Origin of the sequence: Saccharopolyspora antimicrobica (assembly GCF_003635025.1) — a bacterium.
GTDB classification, from domain to species: domain Bacteria; phylum Actinomycetota; class Actinomycetes; order Mycobacteriales; family Pseudonocardiaceae; genus Saccharopolyspora; species Saccharopolyspora antimicrobica.
The window spans coordinates 3,381,184-3,400,792 of the sequence record NZ_RBXX01000002.1 but is presented as its reverse complement, the minus strand read 5'-3'; the positions used below and the strand labels follow the sequence as shown (position 1 = coordinate 3,400,792).

General features: G+C 70.4%; 9 protein-coding genes. 2 read left to right on the top strand and 7 right to left on the bottom strand.

What is annotated here, in order from left to right; all coding sequences use genetic code 11:
• Window positions 1-44 precede the first annotated feature (44 nt).
• From ATL45_RS16595 to rpoB, 3 genes are all read right to left on the bottom strand, one after another.
• Complete coding sequence (locus ATL45_RS16595; RefSeq protein WP_093155260.1) at window positions 45-404, bottom strand: bacteriocin fulvocin C-related protein; 360 nt, start codon at window positions 402-404, stop codon at window positions 45-47.
• 106 nt (window positions 405-510) lie between these two features.
• Window positions 511-4,422 carry a DNA-directed RNA polymerase subunit beta' gene (locus ATL45_RS16590; protein ID WP_093155261.1) on the bottom strand — a complete coding sequence of 1,304 codons (3,912 nt, stop codon included), beginning with the start codon at window positions 4,420-4,422 and terminating at the stop codon, window positions 511-513.
• Window positions 4,423-4,530: 108 nt separating this feature from the next.
• Complete coding sequence (rpoB, locus tag ATL45_RS16585) at window positions 4,531-8,025, bottom strand: DNA-directed RNA polymerase subunit beta (RefSeq protein WP_093155263.1); 3,495 nt, start codon at window positions 8,023-8,025, stop codon at window positions 4,531-4,533.
• 976 nt (window positions 8,026-9,001) lie between these two features.
• Here rpoB and ATL45_RS16580 point away from each other — a divergent pair.
• On the top strand, window positions 9,002-12,130 hold the full coding sequence (locus tag ATL45_RS16580) for a CHAT domain-containing protein (protein ID WP_093155264.1): 3,129 nt from the start codon (window positions 9,002-9,004) through the stop codon (window positions 12,128-12,130).
• Window positions 12,131-12,169: 39 nt separating this feature from the next.
• On the opposite strand, the gene ATL45_RS16575 is transcribed toward ATL45_RS16580, so the two are convergent.
• The 3 genes from ATL45_RS16575 to ATL45_RS16565 are packed head-to-tail and all read right to left on the bottom strand — an operon-like array spanning window position 12,170 to window position 15,077.
• On the bottom strand, window positions 12,170-13,045 hold the full coding sequence (locus ATL45_RS16575; RefSeq protein ID WP_093155265.1) for an arylamine N-acetyltransferase family protein: 876 nt from the start codon (window positions 13,043-13,045) through the stop codon (window positions 12,170-12,172).
• Window positions 13,046-13,079: 34 nt separating this feature from the next.
• Window positions 13,080-14,486, bottom strand: a complete 1,407-nt coding sequence (locus ATL45_RS16570; RefSeq protein WP_093155267.1) for an MFS transporter — start codon at window positions 14,484-14,486, stop codon at window positions 13,080-13,082.
• An 18-nt stretch (window positions 14,487-14,504) separates the two neighbouring features.
• Complete coding sequence (locus tag ATL45_RS16565) at window positions 14,505-15,077, bottom strand: NADPH-dependent FMN reductase (RefSeq protein ID WP_093155268.1); 573 nt, start codon at window positions 15,075-15,077, stop codon at window positions 14,505-14,507.
• A 121-nt stretch (window positions 15,078-15,198) separates the two neighbouring features.
• Here ATL45_RS16565 and ATL45_RS16560 point away from each other — a divergent pair, with 121 nt between their 5' ends.
• A complete protein-coding gene (locus tag ATL45_RS16560) occupies window positions 15,199-18,327 on the top strand; it encodes an ATP-binding protein (protein WP_093155270.1) in 3,129 nt (1,042 codons plus the stop codon).
• A gap of 42 nt (window positions 18,328-18,369) precedes the next feature.
• On the opposite strand, the gene ATL45_RS16555 is transcribed toward ATL45_RS16560, so the two are convergent.
• Entirely contained in the window at window positions 18,370-19,557 is a 1,188-nt protein-coding gene (locus tag ATL45_RS16555; RefSeq protein ID WP_093155271.1) for an MFS transporter, read from the bottom strand.
• Window positions 19,558-19,609: the final 52 nt, after the last annotated feature.

Genomic DNA, 19,609 nt, shown 5'->3' with positions numbered 1-19,609 from the left:
GACGAAGGCCCCTGCCCGGCGGACAGGGGCCCTTCGGCTGCGGATCAGGGGCCTTCGCACCACCCGTTGCAGGTGTAGGCCCAGCCCGTGCCACACCCGCTCACCCTGCGGCAGTCGTCGCTGGGGACGCACCCCATCCAGCAGTAATCGCTCTTCGTGCTGCACTGGCAGTCCGTCTTCCTGACGGCCTCGATCTCCACCGGGCCGAGGGTGGCGATGAGGGCCTTGGCCTCCCCCTCGAAGAGGGCGTTCACCTCGGTCCGGAGTTCCTCCAGCGTCCGCTCCTGAGCGTCCGAGAGCGGCTGCGCGTGCAGACGTTCGGCGTTCCCAGCGAGCTCTTCGACCGTGCTGGGCGAACGGCGCGAAGCGCAAGGCAATCGCGTCCCGTCCTGGGGCTGGGACATCCTCCCGCACCTGACCAGCACTCCTGCTCGCCGGCGGGAAATCCCGGGACGGCAAAGGGCCCCTGTCCGGAGGAGTCGGACAGGGGCCCTTCGGCTCAGCTTCGGGTCAGCGGTAGTCGCGCCCGAAGTCGTAGTCGTCCAGCGGGACGGCTGCACCGGTGCCGGCGCCGAAGACATCCGGGGTGTAGTAGCTGTCGTCGTAGGACGGGATCGCGTACGCCGCGGCCCGCGCCTCCTCCGTCGGCTGCACCTGGATGTTGCGGTACCGGTTGATGCCCGTACCAGCCGGGATCAACTTACCGATGATCACGTTCTCCTTCAGGCCGACCAGCTTGTCACTCGCGCCCTCGATAGCGGCGTTGGTGAGGATGCGGGTCGTCTCCTGGAAGGAGGCCGCCGACAGCCACGACTCGGTGGCCAGCGACGCCTTGGTGATACCCATCAGCACCGGGCGGCCGGAGGCCGGGTCCCCGCCCTCAGCGACGACGCGGCGGTTCTCCGACTCGAACACCGAGCGCTCCACCGGCGAACCGGGCAGGAACTCGGTGGCACCCGAGTCGATGATGATGACGCGGCGCAGCATCTGGCGGACGATGACCTCGACGTGCTTGTCGTGGATGCCCACACCCTGCGACCGGTACACCTCCTGCACCTCGCGCACCAGATGCAGCTGGGCCTCGCGCGGGCCCATCACGCGCAGCACCTCGTGCGGGTCGACGGCACCTTCGAGCAGCTGCTGACCGACCTCGACGTGGTCGCCGTCGGAGATCTGCCGCTCGCTGCCGTCCACCGAGATCGCCGCGAGCCGCTGCCGCTTGGACAGCTTGTCGTAGACGATCTCCTCGCCGCCGTCGTCCGGAATGATGGTGATCTTCCAGTAGCGGTCGTTGTCCTCCATCCGGATCCGGCCGGAGGTGTCGGCGATCGGGGCCTTGCCCTTCGGGACGCGGGCCTCGAACAGCTCCTGGACACGCGGCAGACCGGTGGTGATGTCGTCACCCGCGACACCGCCCTGGTGGAAGGTACGCATCGTCAGCTGCGTACCCGGCTCACCGATCGACTGGGCGGCGACGATGCCGACGGCCTCGCCGACGTCCACCAGCTTGCCGGTGGCCATCGAGCGGCCGTAGCAGACCGAGCAGACGCCCACGCCGGACTCGCAGGTCAGGACGCTGCGGACCTTGACCTTGGTGACGCTGGCGGCGAGCAGCTTCTCGATCGCCGGGTCACCCAGGTCCGAACCGCGGGCCAGCACGATGTTGCCGTCGGCGTCGGTGACGTCCTCGGCCGTGGTGCGGGCGTAGACGCTGGTCTCGACGTGCGGGTCGCGCAGCAGCTTGCCGTCCGGCAGCAGCTCCGCGATCGGCATCTTGATGCCGCGCTCGGTGCCGCAGTCGGTCTCGCGGACGATGACGTCCTGCGAGACGTCCACCAGACGACGGGTCAGGTAACCCGAGTCGGCGGTGCGCAGCGCCGTGTCGGCGAGACCCTTGCGGGCACCGTGGTTGGAGATGAAGTACTCCAGCACGGACAGGCCCTCGCGGAAGTTCGCCTTGATCGGGCGCGGGATGTACTCACCCTTCGGGTTCGACACCAGACCACGCATACCGGCCAGCTGCACGACCTGCGTCATGTTACCGGCGGCCCCGGACTTCACGATCGTGCTGATCGAGTTGTCCTCCGGGAAGTTGGTCTCCATCGCCTCGGCGACCTCGTCCTTGGCCGCCGTCCAGACCTTGACCAGCTCGGCGTTGCGCTCCTGGTAGGACAGCGCACCGCGGCGGTACCGCTTCTCGACCTGGTCGGCCTTGGCCTCGTAGCCGTCGAGGATCTCGGTCTTGTTCGGCGGCACGACCACGTCGGTGATCGACACGGTCACGCCCGAACGGGTCGCCCAGTGGAAGCCGGCGTCCTTCAGCTTGTCCAGCGTCTGGGCGACGGTGACCATCGGGTACCGCTCGGCGAGGTCGTTGACGATCGCGGCCTGCTTCTTCTTCGGCAGCAGGTCGTCGACGAACGGGTAGTCCTCGGGCAGCAGCTCGTTGAAGAACACCCGGCCCAGGGTGGTCTCGGCCAGCCACGGCTGACCGGGCTCCCAGCCCTCCGGGGTGTTCCCGCGCGGCGGCACGACGTCCTTCAGCCGGATCTTGATCTTGGCCTGCAGCCCCAGCACACCGCGGTCGAAGGCCATGATGGCCTCGCCGACCGACGAGAACGCCAGGCCCTCGCCCTTGGCGCCGTCCACCTGCTTGGTCAGGTGGTACAGGCCGGTCACCATGTCCAGGCGCGGCATCGCCAGCGGGCGACCGGACGCCGGGGACAGGATGTTGTTGCTGGAGAGCATCAGGATCCGGGCCTCGGCCTGGGCCTCGGCCGACAGCGGCAGGTGCACCGCCATCTGGTCACCGTCGAAGTCCGCGTTGAACGCCTCGCAGACCAGCGGGTGCAGCTGGATCGCCTTGCCCTCGACCAGCTGCGGCTCGAAGGCCTGGATGCCGAGGCGGTGCAGCGTGGGTGCGCGGTTGAGCAGCACCGGGTGCTCGGCGATGACCTCTTCCAGCACGTCCCACACCTGCGGGCGCTGGCGCTCCACCATCCGCTTGGCGGACTTGATGTTCTGCGCGTGGTTGAGGTCGACCAGCCGCTTCATGACGAACGGCTTGAACAGCTCGACCGCCATCTCCTTCGGCAGACCGCACTGGTGCAGCTTCAGCTGCGGGCCGACCACGATGACCGAACGGCCCGAGTAGTCGACGCGCTTGCCCAGCAGGTTCTGGCGGAAGCGGCCCTGCTTGCCCTTGAGCAGGTCGGACAGCGACTTCAGCGGCCGGTTGCCCGGGCCGGTGACCGGACGCCCGCGACGGCCGTTGTCGAACAGCGCGTCCACGGACTCCTGGAGCATCCGCTTCTCGTTGTTGACGATGATCTCGGGCGCGCCGAGGTCGATCAGCCGCTTGAGGCGGTTGTTCCGGTTGATCACCCGGCGGTACAGGTCGTTGAGGTCGGAGGTCGCGAAGCGGCCACCGTCCAGCTGCACCATCGGACGCAGGTCCGGCGGGATGACCGGCACGCAGTTGAGCACCATGCCGCTCGGGTCGTTGCCGGTGGCCTGGAAGGCCGCCACGACCTTGAGCCGCTTGAGCGCGCGCAGCTTCTTCTGGCCCTTGCCGCTGCGGATGGTCTCGCGCAGCAGCTCGGCCTCGGCGCCGATGTCGAAGGTCGACAGCAGCGACTGGATGGCCTCGGCGCCCATGCCGCCGGTGAAGTACTCGCCGTACCGGTCGTAGAGCTCGCGGTACAGGACCTCGTCGGCGATCAGCTGGCGCGGCTCCAGCTTGGTGAAGGTGTCCCAGATCTCGTCGAGCTTGTCGAGCTCCCGCTGCGCGCGGTCGCGCAGCTGCTTCATCTCGCGCTCGGCGCCTTCCTTGACCTTGCGGCGCTGGTCGCTCTTGGCGCCCTCCGCCTCCAGGGTGGCGAGGTCGGCCTCGAGCTTCTGGGCACGCGCCTCCAGGTCGGAGTCGCGCTGGTCGGCGACCCGCTTGCGCTCGACGCTGATCTCGCTCTCCAGCGTCGACAGGTCGTTGTGCCGCAGCTCGGTGTTCACACCGGTGATCACGTAGGCCGCGAAGTAGATGATCTTCTCGAGGTCCTTGGGGGCCAGGTCGAGCAGGTAGCCCAACCGGGACGGGACGCCCTTGAAGTACCAGATGTGGGTGACGGCGGCGGCCAGCTCGATGTGGCCCATCCGCTCGCGGCGCACCTTGGCGCGGGTGACCTCGACACCGCAGCGCTCACAGATGATGCCCTTGAAGCGGACGCGCTTGTACTTGCCGCAGTAGCACTCCCAGTCCCGGGTCGGACCGAAGATCTTCTCGCAGAAGAGCCCGTCCTTCTCCGGCTTCAGGGTGCGGTAGTTGATGGTCTCGGGCTTCTTGACCTCGCCGTACGACCACTGGCGGATGTCGTCGGCCGTGGCCAGGCCGATGCGGAGTTCATCGAAGAAGTTGACGTCAAGCACGTCGGGTCTTCTCCCTTGGTCGAAAGGGTCTGCCGACTAGCGGCAGGAGTGCCAGGGTTGGGTCGGACGCCGGTCCGCGGGAGCGATCCCGCGGACCGGCGGCGAGGGTCAGTGCGCGAGGTCGTCGACCGAGGCCGACTCGTTGCGCGAGAGGTTGATGCCGAGGTTGGCCGCAGCGCGCTCCAGGTCCTCGTCCTCGCTGTCGCGCATCTCGATCGCGGCACCATCGCTGGAGAGCACCTCGACGTTCAGGCACAGCGACTGGAGCTCCTTCAGCAACACCTTGAAGGACTCCGGGATGCCCGGCTCCGGGATGTTCTCGCCCTTGACGATCGCTTCGTAGACCTTCACGCGGCCCACCACGTCGTCGGACTTGATGGTGAGCAGTTCCTGCAGCGTGTAGGCGGCGCCGTAGGCCTGCATGGCCCAGCACTCCATCTCACCGAAGCGCTGACCACCGAACTGCGCCTTACCGCCCAGCGGCTGCTGGGTGATCATCGAGTACGGACCGGTCGACCGGGCGTGGATCTTGTCGTCCACCAGGTGCGACAGCTTGAGGATGTACATGTAGCCGACCGCAGTCGGGTACGGGTACGGCTCGCCGCTGCGCCCGTCGAACAGCTGGGCCTTGCCATCGCCGCCGACCATGCGCTCACCGTCGCGGTTCGGCAGGGTGGAGGCCAGCAGACCGGTGATCTCCTCCTCCCGAGCACCGTCGAAGACGGGGCTCGCGGTGTTGGTGCCCGGCTCGACCTCGTAGAGCTCCTCCGGCAGGCGCTTGGCCCAGTCGGCGTCACCGTCGATGGACCAGCCCTGGGAGGCGATCCAGCCGAGGTGCGTCTCCAGCACCTGACCGATGTTCATCCGTCGCGGCACACCGTGGGTGTTCAGGATGATGTCCAGCGGGGTGCCGTCGGACAGGAACGGCATGTCCTCGGCGGGCAGGATCTTGCCGATGACGCCCTTGTTGCCGTGGCGGCCGGCGAGCTTGTCGCCGTCCTGGATCTTGCGCTTCTGCGCGACGTAGACCCGCACCAGCTGGTTGACGCCCGGGGGCAGCTCGTCGTCGTCCTCGCGGTTGAACACGCGGACGCCGATGACCTTGCCGGTCTCGCCGTGCGGCACCTTCAGGGAGGTGTCGCGGACCTCGCGGGCCTTCTCGCCGAAGATCGCGCGCAGCAGGCGCTCCTCCGGGGTCAGCTCGGTCTCGCCCTTCGGGGTGACCTTGCCGACCAGGATGTCGCCGCCCTGGACCTCGGCACCGATGCGGATGATGCCGCGCTCGTCGAGGTCGGCCAGCACGTCGTCGGAGACGTTCGGGATGTCCCGGGTGATCTCCTCGGCGCCCAGCTTGGTGTCGCGGGCGTCGACCTCGTGCTCCTCGATGTGGATCGAGGTGAGCACGTCGTCCTGCACCAGGCGCTGGGACAGGATGATCGCGTCCTCGTAGTTGTGCCCCTCCCACGGCATGATGCCGACGAGCAGGTTCTTGCCCAGCGCCATCTCGCCGTTCTGGGTGCACGGGCCGTCGGCGATGACCTGACCGACCTCGATGCGGTCGCCCTCGTTGACGATCGGCTTCTGGTTGATGCAAGTGCCGTGGTTGGACCGCGAGAACTTGTTCATCCGGTACGAGCGGCGGGTGCCGTCGTCGGCCATGATCGTCACGAAGTCGGCGCACAGCTCCTCGACCACACCGGCCTTCTCCGCGGTGATCACGTCACCGGCGTCGACGGCGGCGCGGAGCTCCATGCCGGTGCCGACCAGCGGGGACTCGCTGCGCAGCAGCGGCACCGCCTGGCGCTGCATGTTCGCACCCATCAGGGCGCGGTTGGCGTCGTCGTGCTCGAGGAACGGGATCATCGCGGTCGCGGCGGAGACCATCTGCCGCGGCGAGACGTCCATGTAGTCGATCTCGGTCGGGGCGAGCAGCTCGACCTCGCCGCCCTTCCGCCGACCCAGCACGCGGTCGTCGACGAAGTTGCCCTCGTCGTCGATCGGCGCGTTGGCCTGCGCCTTGACGTAGCGGTCTTCCTCGTCCGCGGTCAGGTAGTCGATCTGGTCGGTGACCCGGCCGTCGACGACCTTGCGGTACGGCGTCTCGATGAAGCCGAACGGGTTGACGCGGGCGAAGGTCGCCAGCGAGCCGATCAGACCGATGTTCGGGCCTTCCGGCGTCTCGATCGGGCACATCCGGCCGTAGTGCGAGGGGTGCACGTCCCGGACTTCCATGCCCGCGCGCTCACGGGACAGACCGCCCGGGCCGAGCGCGGAGAGCCGGCGCTTGTGCGTCAGGCCCGCGATCGGGTTGGTCTGGTCCATGAACTGGGACAGCTGCGAGGTGCCGAAGAACTCCCGGATCGCCGCCGTGATCGGGCGGATGTTGATCAGGGTCTGCGGGGTGATCGCCTCGACGTCCTGGGTGGTCATCCGCTCGCGGACGACGCGCTCCATGCGGGACAGGCCGACCCGGACCTGGTTCTGGATCAGCTCGCCCACGGTGCGCAGGCGCCGGTTGCCGAAGTGGTCGATGTCGTCGACCTCGACCGGGACGGTGGCGCCCTCGCCCTCACCGCGAGCGGGCATCTCGGTCTCGCCGGCGTGCAGGCGGACCAGGTACTCGATCGTGGTGACGATGTCTTCCTCGGTCAGCACGCCGGTCTCGTACGGCATGCCCAGGCCGAGCTTCTTGTTGACCTTGTAGCGGCCGACGCGGGCCAGGTCGTAGCGCTTCTCCTTGAAGAACAGGTTCTCCAGCAGGGTCTGCGCGCTCTCCTTGGTCGGCGGCTCGCCCGGGCGCAGCTTGCGGTAGATGTCCAGCAGCGCTTCGTCGGTGCCTGCGGTGTGGTCCTTCTCCAGGGTCGCCATCAGGGTCTCGGAGAAGCCGAACCGCTCGCGGATCGCCTCGGCCGACCAGCCCAGCGCCTTCAGCAGCACGGTGACCGGCTGGCGGCGCTTGCGGTCGATGCGGACGCCGACGGTGTCGCGCTTGTCGACGTCGAACTCCAGCCACGCACCGCGGCTGGGGATGATCTTGACGCTGAAGACGTCCTTGTCCGTGGTCTTGTCGACCGACTGGTCGAAGTAGACGCCGGGGGACCGCACGAGCTGGGAGACCACGACCCGCTCGGTGCCGTTGATGATGAAGGTGCCCTTGTCCGTCATCATCGGGAAGTCACCCATGAACACCGTCTGGCTCTTGATCTCGCCAGTGGTGTGGTTGGTGAACTCCGCGGTGACGAACAGCGGCGCGGCGTAGGTCATGTCCTTGTCCTTGCACTCCTCGACGGAGGCCTTGACCTCGTCGAAGCGTGGGTCGGAGAAGGACAGCGACATCGATCCGGAGAAGTCCTCGATCGGGGAGATCTCGCCGAGGACCTCTTCAAGGCCGCCAACCGGAACTTCCTCGCCGGCGTCGACCCGGCGCTGGAACCAGGCCTCGTTGCCGACGAGCCATTCGAAGGACTGGATCTGCAGGTCTAGCAGGTTCGGCACGTTCAACGGCTCGCGGATGTTCGCGAACGAGACCCGCTTGGGTGCCCCAGGGATCCCCGACGTGTAGTTGGAAGCTGCAGAGACCTTGGTCGCGCGGGAGACTGCCAAGATGCGTCCTTCCGGGACTCTGAACTGGCTACAGCCGCGTCATCAAAGCGCGCGTCAGCTAAACGCACAGTCCGCTAACACAGCTGTCAAGGGTGCAATGGCGCCCGCAATCCTACGACCCGGTGCACGAGTAGACGGAAAGAGGGCAGCGCAAAGTAGCAGTCTAGCCGGAACCTCGCCAGCTGTCGAGGGGGCCCACCGATGGCGGCCCAGCCCCGCGTTGAGCACCAGAGTGAACCCCAGCGCGCCGCCAGTCAAGAGATCACGCTCCGATCACCCTCGTGGCGCAAAACACGATCACCGCTCGTGACCGCCGGAGAGCCGGTTTCAGCAGGTCAGAGCACCATTGGGCGGTGGCTCCGGGGACCTCTTCCCGACACTCCCGACACCCCTCCGAACGGCCCTTGACACTCCCCGGCGAATCGACTTGGGGCGGCCGTCCGGGTGACGAGCGACTCAACGCCGGAACCGGTCTTCCGCATTCCCGGGAGCGACTGCGCCGAACGGAGTCAATCCGGCGAAGCCGTCCTCGGTCTCTCACCCCGTGTGCTCACATCGGCACCGCTGGTCATCACCAACCGCGAATTCGATCTGCGAATTCGCGATCTCGGACCGGGAGGCCGATTTGCACCCGAGCACGCAGAGCCGCGGAATCGGCACCCGGGGTGACCGGCGGCGATCACTCCGATTCCGCGCCGGATCCGGCCTGGCGGCCGCCGCGGCGCCGGCCGGTTCGGCCGATCGGGAAATGATCTCTTCACTGCGTGTTAGCCGTGAGTATTAATGATCTCAACCGGAACCCCGGGACCCGCTCGCCGAGTAGGTTCGGAGATCGGGAGATCGCGCCGCGGACGCCCACCGGAGCGATCTCAGGTGGTGCACATGGTCTATTCGGCGGCTGCGCCCGCCGGTAGCGTGTTACGCCACCGAACTCCCCGAACGGTGCCCCGGTGAGCAAGCCACAGGAGAACAACCGATGACAGACGATGCAAACCGCGCGAACGAGCGTTTCGGCGGGCTGCAGCGTTGGACCGGAGGGCAAGGAGCTCGCGGCGGCACCCGCTCCAGCTGGTTCACCGACGAACAGGAAGCGACTCCCGAGCCCCCGGCCCCGGAACCCCCGATCTCGGCGCCGGACCCGCGCCGCAGCGCCGAGCAGCGCTACGCCGACGCGATCGCGGCGATGAACCAGATCGTCACCACCCTCGACTTCGAGCAGCTGCCCTGGGTCACCGAGGTGTTCCGCGCGACCGCGGGCGTGCTGCGGGAGAGCGATCCCGCGCGCGCGGGCGTGCTCAACAACTTGGGCAGCGCGACGCAGCTGACGCACCTGCGCACCGGCGAGCTGGCCGATCTCGAGGACGCCATCGGCTACTACCGGTCGGCCACCACCGCCGCCCACGACACCGACCGCGACCGGATCCTCTACCAGTGCAACCTGGCGCTGGCGCTGGCCGATCTCGCGGCGAAGACCGAGAGCGCCGCGCACGCGGCGGAGAGCGTGCGGGTCGCGCGGCAAGCCGTCGAGCAGGCTCCGCGCCGCGACCAGCGGCGCGCGATGGCGCTGATCAGGCTGGCCAACGCGCTCAAGCTGCACGCCCAGCTGGCCGGCTCGGCCGCCTCCGACGACGAGTCGGTCGACGTGTTCCGGGAGGCCGCGCGGATCTCCCCGGCCAACGACGCGGCCACCTCCGAGCTGCTGGTCAACCTCGGCGGCGCGCTGCTGCGCCGGTACGAGCGCGGCGGTTCGCTGGACGACCTGGACGAGGCGATCAAGCACCTCGGCTCGGGTGCCGGGGCGCTCGCCGACGGCGATCCGCGCCGCGCGGCGCTGTGCCACCTGTCGCGCGCGCTGCGGCTGCGGTTCCGGGAGCACGGCGACCTGACCGACCTCAACTCGGCGATCAGCGAGGTGGTCGGGGTGCTCGGAGTGCTCGACACCGGGCACCCGCTGCTCGGCACCGCGATCTGGAACCTGGCCGCCACCACCGTCGAGCACGTCGACGCCAGCGGGGAGGCCAGCCAGCTGCGCCGGGTGCTGCGCCCGATCGCCCCGGCGGTGCGCGCGATGTCCGCCGACGACACCAACCGGGCCATCGCCCTCACCGGCTACGCGACCCTGCTGCGCAGGCACTTCCTGCACGGCGCCGAGGCCAAGGTGCTCGACACCGCTGTCACCGCGGGCGAGGCGGCGACCGAGGCGGCAGCCGCCGACCAGCGCGGCGCGGCGCTCAACGCGCTGATCGCGACGCTGATCGAGCGCTTCGAGCACAGCGGCGACAGCGTCGACCTGGACCGCGCGGCCGAACTGGCGCGAGAAGCCGCGAAGTGCGGCCCGGCCGCGCAGTACACCGCGTGGACGCAGCTGGGCATCGTCTCGGCGCACCGGTTCCGGTTGACGGCCAGGACGCGCGACATCGAGACCGCCATCGAGCTGTTCGAGCAGGCGCTCGAAGCCATGCCGCTGGACGCTCCCGAGCGCGCGAACGCGGCGATCCACCAGGGGCGCGCGCTGCAGTCGCTGTACCAGCGCAGCGGGCGCCGCCGCTACTACCGGTGGGCGCGCAAGGTGCTCATGGAGGCCGCGGAGCAGAACAACGCCCCCGCCGACCAGCGGTTGCGGGCCGCCGCACTGGCCGGGCGGATCTGCGCGCAGGCCAGCCGCTGGTCGGAGGCGCTGGAGTCGTTCACCTACGCCGTGGAGCTGCTGCCGCTGGTCACCAGGGGCAAGCGCGTGGTGGCGGCACCCGCCGCGCAGCAGGGTTGGGCGCTGATCGCGGCGGACGCCGCGGCGTGCGCGGTGGAGAGCGGCGAGCCCGAGCTGGCGGCGGAGCTGCTGGAGCACGGGCGCTCCGCGATCCTGGCGGACTTCCTGCCCACCGGCGGCGAGCTCGGCAGGCTGCACCGCACCCACCCGGACCTGGCCGACGAGGTGGTCCGGCTGCGGCGGCTGCTGGACCGGCCGGTGGCGGAGCCGGGGCTGACCGAGTTCGACGACCGGACGCGGCTGGCCCGCTCCTGGGAGGAGCTGCTGGCCGAAGCCCGCGCGGTGCAGCCCGACCACCTGCGGCGCATCCCGTTCGAGAAGCTGGCCGACGCCGCGCCGGACGGCTCGGCGGTGCTGATCAACCTCAGCCGGTACCGCTCCGACGCGCTGGTGATCATCGGTGGCCGCGTGCTTACCGTGCCGCTGCCCGACGTCACGCCGGAGAACACCGCCGCGCGCGCCGCGGAGCTGCTGGAGGCCGCGCACCAGGACCAGCACGCCGTGCTGACCGACTGCCTGGACTGGACGTGGCGCCGCATCACCCGGCCGGTCCTGGACCGGATGGGCTACCTGGACACCCCGGAGCCGGGCGCCCGGTGGCCGCGGATCTGGTGGAGCGCCTTCGGCGCCCCGGCGTTCCTGCCGGTGCACGCGTCGGCCGCGCGCACCGGCGAGTCCACTTTGGACCGGGTGGTGTCCTCCTACGCGCCGACCCTGGGCTGCCTGCTGCGGGCCACCGAACGGCCCGTCCCGGAGTCGGGAACGCCGCTGGTGGCGGCCGGTTCGGCGGAGCTGGTGGCGCGCGAGCTGCCGCGGCAGAACCAGGTCCTGGCGCAGCGCTGGCCGTCCGCGGAGATCGCCGCAGTGGAGACGGCCAACGCGGCGGAGATGCTGCGGATGATCCCGAACCACCCGTGGCTGCACGTGTGCGAGCCGAGCTCGCAGTTCCCGACGCAGCCCGCGGCGGGCATGCTGCTGGACCGCGAAGCGCCGCAGCGCCCGCTGGGCCTGGTCGAACTGGGCCAGGTGTCGCTGGACGAGGCGGAGTTCTGCTACCTCGGCCAGTGCGCGACGGCGGCCGACGAGCCGTGCGCGGCGGCGGTGTCGCTGCCCGGAGCGCTGGGCTTCGCGGGCTACACGCACGCCATCGGCACCCTGTGGGAGGTCGACGAGGACAGCGCGGTGGCGATCCACGCGGACGTCTACGCGGACCTGTTCACCGACCACTTCGACACCGACCGCGCGGCCTACGCGCTGCACAACGCGGTGCGCCAGCTCCGGGCCCACTACCCGGACGAACCTTCGCGCTGGTCCGCTCACGTCCACATCGGCCCGTGAGCGGTTCGTGGTGCTATACCGCTCACGGCCCTGACGTGCTCAAAGGCGCTGGTCCGCGCCCCACGGCTGCTCGACGAGCTGCTTCGCGTCCGCGTCGTCGAGGTCGATGTCGAAGGTCTCGGACAGGATCTCCGGCAGGTCGGCCCGCTCCACGTCGCGGGTTTCGCCGGTTCCGTCCGGGTACTGGGTGTTCAGGGTGAGGCCGTCGAGCATGTGGTGGACCTCCGGGTGCATCCGCTGGACGATGGGCCGCGTGGTGAACGGCGAATGGGCGGACGTCGACACGTAGTGGTTGCCGACCTCGTAGTCGACCCGGTACTGCGGTGTCATCGTGAACGCGCGCCGGTTCTGCCAGCCGTTGCGGGAGAAGTGGTGCAGCGTGGCCACCTGCACGCCCAAGTCGTCGGCGCCGAGTTCGAGCCGGAACCGCCACCCGTCGATGTCGATCTCGTCATCGCCCGGCGTCAGCTCGACCGGTGCCAGCGGACCCGAGCCGAATCCGACGTCGCAGAGCCAGACCCGCTCGTCCGCCGCGGTGGTCACGCGCAGCCCCGCGTGGGTGCCGGGCAGCAGTCCTTCCCCCGGGCCGATGAAGATCCGCCCGCTCAAGCCGGTGACGCCGAAGCCAAGCGCTTCCAGCGCAGCCGCGAACAGCGCGCTGTTCTCGAAGCAGTACCCGCCCCGGCGCTGCCGGACCAGCTTGTCCTGCAACGACTTCACGTCCAGCAGGACCGGGCGGCCGAGGATGATCTCCAGGTTCTCGAACGGGATCGTCGTGGTGTGCAGGTGGACCAGCCTGCGCAGCGTGGCAGGCGTCGGCGCGCGGTCGCCCTCGAAGCCGATCCGGGCCAGGTAGGCGTCCAGGTCCAGGTCCTCGCCGTTCCACCGGTAGGACGGATGCATCGGTGTGCTCATGGTGTCCTCGCTTTCTCTCGCGATCCAGGGGTGTTCAGGCAGCCGCGACCGGTTCGGCCACTGTGGTGTCGTCGGCCTTGGCCCGGCCGGGCAGCGCCACGGCGGCGAGCAGGCCAAGGAGGGTGAGCGCAGCTGAGACGACAACCGTGGTGCGCAGGCCGTCCGCGGTCGCGATGCGCAGCGCCTCGCCGTCCAGCCCGGCCGAGCCGGCGTTCGCGATGCCGACGAGCACCGCCAGCCCCACGCCGGTGCCGACCTGCAGGGCGGTGTTGGCGAGCCCGCCCGCGCTGCCCTGCTCCTGCTCGGCGACACCGGTTCCAGCGGCGGCGAACACCGTCGGGAACACGGTGCCCATCCCCGCGCCGTAGACCAGGATCCCGGCCAGGATCGTCCAGTAGGAGCCGTCGGCGACCATCCCCGCGGCCAGCAGCGCACTGCCGACCGCGCCGAGCAGCAGACCGCTGATCAGGGTGGTGCGGATGCCGATCCGGACCATGAGCCGCTCGGCGACGAAGTTCGCGGTCGCGATGACCACCGAGAGGCTCAGGAAGACCAGCCCGGTGACGAGCGCGCTGTAGCGCCACACGTTCTGCACGAACAGCGTCAGGAAGTAGACGACGTTCTGCATGGTCCCGCCGAAGACGAAGATGACGGCGAGCACCGGGCCCAACTTTCGCGCCAGCCGCAACGGCATGAGCGGCCCGGCACTGCGCGCCTCGACGACCAGGAACGCGGCCAGCAGCACCACCGCCGACACGCCACCGATCAGGACGGGCGCCGAGGTCCACCCGGTTTCCGGTCCCTGCGCCACGGTGAACACCAGCAGGGTGGTGCCCGCGGTTCCGGTGATCGCGCCGGGCACGTCGAAGCGCCCGCGGTCGCGAGGCCCGTCCGCGCGCAGCACCAGGAATGCCGCCACCGTTCCGGCGATCACCAGCGGCACGTTGACCAGGAACACCGCCTGCCAGCCGAACGCGCTGGTCAGCACCCCGCCGAGCAACGCGCCGAGGCTGACTCCGCCCGCCCCGGCGCCCGCCCACACCGCGAGCGCCCGGATCCGCTGCCTTCCCTCCTCGAACATGGTGTTGACCAGTGACAACGTCGCGGGGAACAGCACTGCCGCGCCGATCCCCTGGATCGCCCGCGCCGCGATCAGGGCGGTCGTGGAAGTGGCGAATCCGCCCAGCAGCGATGCGGCGCCGAACAGCGCCATCCCGAGCACGAACATCCGCCGCCTGCCGAGCAGGTCGGCCGACCGCCCGCCCAGCAGCAGGAGCCCGCCGAAGAAGATGGCGTACGCGCTGACCACCCACTGCGTGGAGTGGGCGGAGAAGCCCACGTCGCGGGCGATGTCGGGCAGGGCGACGTAGATGATGGTGAAGTCCAGCGAGGTGATCAGGCTGGAGAAGGCCAGCAGGGCCAGGGCAGGTCGTTTCGACATCGGTTCCTCCTCTCGGGATCAGAACGGGTACGGCTGGGCGGTGCGGGCGGCGCGCAGCGCGCGGGCCCACCAGGTGAGCTGGTTGAGCAGCGCCGTAGCGGCGGCACTCGCGCCGGCGATGTCCAGCGGCAGGCCGTCGTCGTCGAACTTGTTCCAGCAGGAGTGGAAGCTCACCGCGTCGCGGATGGTGACGGCGTGCAGCTCGCCCATGACCTGGCGCAGCTGTTCGGCGCCGCGCAGGCCACCCGAGACGCCGCCGTAGGAGACGATGGCGACCGGCTTCGCCTTCCACTCGTCGACGTAGGAGTCGATGGCGGTCTTGAGCGCGGCGGGATAGCCGCGGTTGTACTCGGGCGTGACGAAGACGAACGCATCGGCCTGGGCGAGGCGCGGTGCCAGGGCGTCGACGGCGTCGTCGGGACGGCCGAGGACGTCGGGCAGCCCGGTCTCCGCGAGGTCGATCAGGTCCAGGTCGAGCCCACCGTGCTTGAGCGCGTGGTCGTGGAACCACCCGGCCACCGTCGGCCCGAACCGCTGCTCCCGCGTGCTGCCGATGATGATCGCCACTCGCAGGGAATCGGTCGTCTGCATCGGATCCGCCTTTCCGGCTGTCGTCGTGTTGGTCACGACCTTCGCCGGAGCGGCCTACAGCTCCCCTACAACCGCCTTACGACGCCCCTCGCACGGCGCTCGGGACCGTATCGTCACGGTCATGAGGTTCGGTGTGCTCGGCCCGCTGATGGCGTGGACGGATGAGGACGAGCCGGTCAAGATCCCGGCCGGGCAGGTGCTGACGGTGCTCGCCGTCCTCCTCGTCCACCGTGGACGTCCGGTGTCGACCGACCGGCTCATCGACGTGCTGTGGCCACGCCGCGCGCCCCGTGACGCACCTGCCGCGCTGCAGGTCAAGGTCTCGCAGCTGCGCAGTGCTCTCGCCGCCGCCGAGCCGAGCGCCCGCACGCTGGTGGTGTCGGGAGCAGCGGGCTACGGGCTGGACGTCCCGGCCGACGCGGTGGACGCCGGCCGGTTCGAGGAGTTGCTCGGGACCGGCGCGGATGCCCGGTCGCGGGCCAACGCTCTGAGCACCGCGCTCGGTCTCTGGCGCGGTGCCGCGTTCTCCGAGGTCGCCGACGAGGAGTTCGCGGCGGTGGAAGCGGCCCGGCTGACCGAACTCCGGCTTTCCGCGGTGGAGGCCAGGGCCGAAGCGCTGCTCGAACTCGGCGAACACGCCGAGCTGGTAGGCGAATTGGCGCCCGTGATCGCCGAACACCCGCTGCGCGAACGATTACGTGCAGCGCACCTGCGCGCGTTGTACCGCACCGGGCGGCAGAGCGAGGCGCTCGCCGGTTTCACCGAGTTGCGGGATCGGCTGCGCACCGAGCTCGGAGTCGATCCGGGCCCCGAGATCGTCGCCGTGCACCAGGCGATCCTCGAGCAGGACCCGCTGATCGCGCCCCGCCCGGCCACCACTCCGACGAACCTGCCCGGCCAGCTCACCGAGCTGATCGGCCGGGCCGAAGCGACCCGCGACGTGTGCGCGCTGGTCGGCGAGCACCGGTTGGTCACCCTCATCGGGCCCGGCGGCGTCGGCAAGACCCGGCTGGGAGTCGAGGCAGCGCGTTCCCTGATCGCTGAGCACTCCGACGGCGTGTGGTTCGTGGAGCTCGCCGGGATCGACAAGTCCTCATCGCACACCGCCATCGTGGACACCGTGCATGCGGTGCTGGGAATCCGCGACGACGGAAGGTCCAGCGCCGGTCCGGTCGACCAGCTGATCACCGCGCTGGAGGGCAAGCGTGTCCTGCTGGTCCTGGACAACTGCGAGCACCTGGTGGCCGAGGTCGCCGAACTGACCGAGCGGCTGCTGCGATCGGTGCCGGGACTGCGCGTGCTGGCGACGAGCCAGGAACCGCTCGGCGTGTCCGGTGAAGCCCTGTACCCGGTCGCCGCGCTCGAACTGCCGCACTCGCCCGCCGACAGCGGCGCCGAGGCGTTGCCGAAGTTCAGCGCCGTCCGCTTGTTCGCCGCCCGGGCTGCCGCCACGGCTCCCGGTTTCACCATCGATGCGGGCAACGCCGCCGCCGTCGCCGGCATCTGCCGCCGGCTGGACGGCATCCCGCTGGCGCTGGAGCTGGCCGCCGCCCGGGTGCGGGCCCTCGGGATCCGCGAGCTCGCCGCGCGGATGGACGACCGGTTCGAGCTGCTGGTCGTCGGGAACCGGAGCGCGCCCGGTCGCCAGCAGACGTTGCGCGCGGTGATCGACTGGAGCTGGGAGCAGCTCACCGAACCGGAACAGGCCGTGTTGAGAAGGCTTTCGGTGCACGCCGATGGTTTCGGGCTGGCCGCGGCCGAGCACGTCTGCGCGAGCGAGGAGCTCTCCCGCGGACGGATCCTCGACCTGCTCGCCCGCCTGGTGGACCGGTCGCTCATCGCGATGACCGACACCGGGGAAGGACCGCGCTACCGGCTGCTGGAGTCGGTCGCGCTGTACTGCTCGGACCGGCTGGCCCAGGCCGGGGAGGCCGACCTGGTCCGAGAGGCGCGCAACGAGTACTACACGTCCCTCGCCGAACAGGCACGCGACCGGCTGCGCGGCGCGGACCAGCGGCGGTGGCTCGCGGTGGTGGACACCGAGTACGCGAATCTGCGCTCCGCCGTGGAGGATTCGGTGCGACGCGGGGATTCCGGCGGTGCGCTGCGACTCGTCGACGCGCTGGCCTGGTACTGGTTCCTGCGCGGGCGGCTCGCCGACGGGATCCGGCTGCTCGACGCGGCGCTGAGCACGCCCGGCGATCCCGCCTCGGCGCTGCGGGCGCGGGCCAACGGCTGGCGGTCGGCGCTGATGCTGCTCAGCGGCAGCGATTCGGACCGGACTGCGCTGGTGGACGCCGGGCTGACCGCATTCGACCGGGTCGACGATCCGGCGGGCCGTGCGTTCACCGAATGGCTGCTCGCGGAGGCGTTGCTCGGCGGTGGTGACCAGTCGGTCGGTGACGCTCTTGCGCAGCGCGCCCTGGCCGGATTCCGCGCCGTCGGGGACGAGTGGGGCATCGCTGCGGCGTCGAGCAGCACCGCCCACCACGCCTTGCTGCGCGGTGACGTCGCGACGCTGGAGCGCGACGCGACCGAAAGCGCCAGGATCTTCGCCGGTCTCGGCGATCGGTGGGGACAGCTCCGGGCCGCCGGTCTCCTCGCCCGGAGAGCCGAGGTCATCGGCGACTACGCCGAAGCGGCGCGGCTGCTCCGCGACGGCCTGCGCCGCGGCGAAGAGCTCGGGTTGTGGCCGCAGGTGGCCGACATGCTGTCCGGACTGGGCAGGCTCGCCCTGCTGGCCGGGGATCTGGACCAGGCGCGGCTGCTGCACGAGCGCGCCCGCGATCTCTCGGCCGCCAAGGGCCACGTGACCGGCCGGTACTTCGCAGAAGCGGGGCTCGGCCTCGGCGCCCGGCGCGAAGGTCGGCTCGACGACGCCGAGAGGCACATCCGGGTGCTGCTGGACTGGAACCGATCGGTGGGCTACGCGCCGGGCATCGCGCACAGCCTCGCCGAGCTGGGCTTCATCGCCGAGTTGCGCGGCGATCCGGAACAGGCGCACGACCTCCACGAGGAAGGCCTGGCGGTGGCCCGGGAATCCGGCGATCCCCGCGCGGTCGCCCTCGCGCTGGAAGGGCTGGCCGGAGCCGCCGTCCTCGCCGGGAACGCCGAGCGGGCCCAGCAGCTGCTGTCGGCCGCCGAAGCGGAGCGGGACAGCGCGGGAGCGCCGCTCCCCGAGCAGGAACGAGCCGACGTGGACCGCATCTCGGCGGCGATCCGCGCGGCGCAAAGCACCGCCCTCCCGTGAGTACTTTGTGTTGCTATAGCACCACAAAGTACTCACGGGTCTTCAGCCGACGCGCCCCGCGAGCCAGGCCAGCAGCAGTCCGGCGCCGCCCAGCACCGCGGCGATCGCCAGCGGCGCGGTGTAACCCGCGCCTGCCGAGAGCGCGGCACCGGCCAGCAGCGGGCCGCCCGCGTTGCCGATGTTGAAGGCCGAGATGTTGGCCGCCGACGCCAGGTCGTCGGCGCCCTCGGCGAAGGCGAGCACCCTGGTCTGCAGGGGCGGGATGACGGCCGCCCCGACGAGCCCGAAGAGCAGGAAGCCGGCGATCGCCGCGGGCTTGCTGTGCACGACCACCAACAGCAGCAGCGAGATCACCGAGACGCCCGCGAGCGCGCCGTGCAGGGTCGGCGCCAGCGCGCGATCCGCGAGCCGTCCCGCCAGCGGCGTGCCGATCACCATGCCCACACCGACCAGGGCCAGCACCAGCGGCACCGAGCTCGGCTCGAACCCGGTGACGTCGGTCAGCAGCGGTGCGATGTAGGTGAGGACCGTCAGGAAGGGCGCCCACCCGAACGCCGTCGCGGCGAGCGCGAGCCACACCCGGCCGCGCCGGAAGGCCGCCAGCTCGCGGCGGAACCCGGCGCCCGACCGCGGCTCCTCGTACGGCACGAACGCGCTGAGCGCGACGAACAGGACCGCGCCGATCGCGGTCACCGCCCAGAACGTGGCCCGCCAGCCGAACGCCTGCCCGAGCGCCGTACCGCCGGGCACGCCGAGGACGTTGGCGAGGCTGAGGCCCATGAACACGATGGCGATGGCCCGCGCCTTCCGCTCCGGCGGCACCAGCCCCGCTGCGACGACGGAGGCGATCCCGACGTAGGCGCCCCCGGCCAGGGCGGAGAGCACCCGGCCGGTCATCAAAGCCGCGAAACCCGGTGCGAGGGCGCTGATCAGCCCGGCCGCGGTGAACAGGCCGACGAGCCCCAGCAGCATCCGCTTCCGCGCGAACCGGGCGCTCAGGATCGTCAGCAGCGGCGCACCGACGACCATGCCCAGCGCGTACCCGGACACGAGCAACCCGGCGGTGGGCAGCGAGACGCCGGTGTCGAGCGCCACCTCCGGGAGGATCCCGGCGATGACGACCTCGGTGGTGCCCACGGCGAACGCACCGAGGGCCAGGGAGAAGAGCGCGGCCGTGCTCCTCGCGGCCGGTGGGCTGGCGGTGGGCAGTTGGGCGAGATCGCTGGACATGGCACCAGACTGGTTCGCCGAGCTCCGCTGATCAGGCCCGGAACGAGCAACG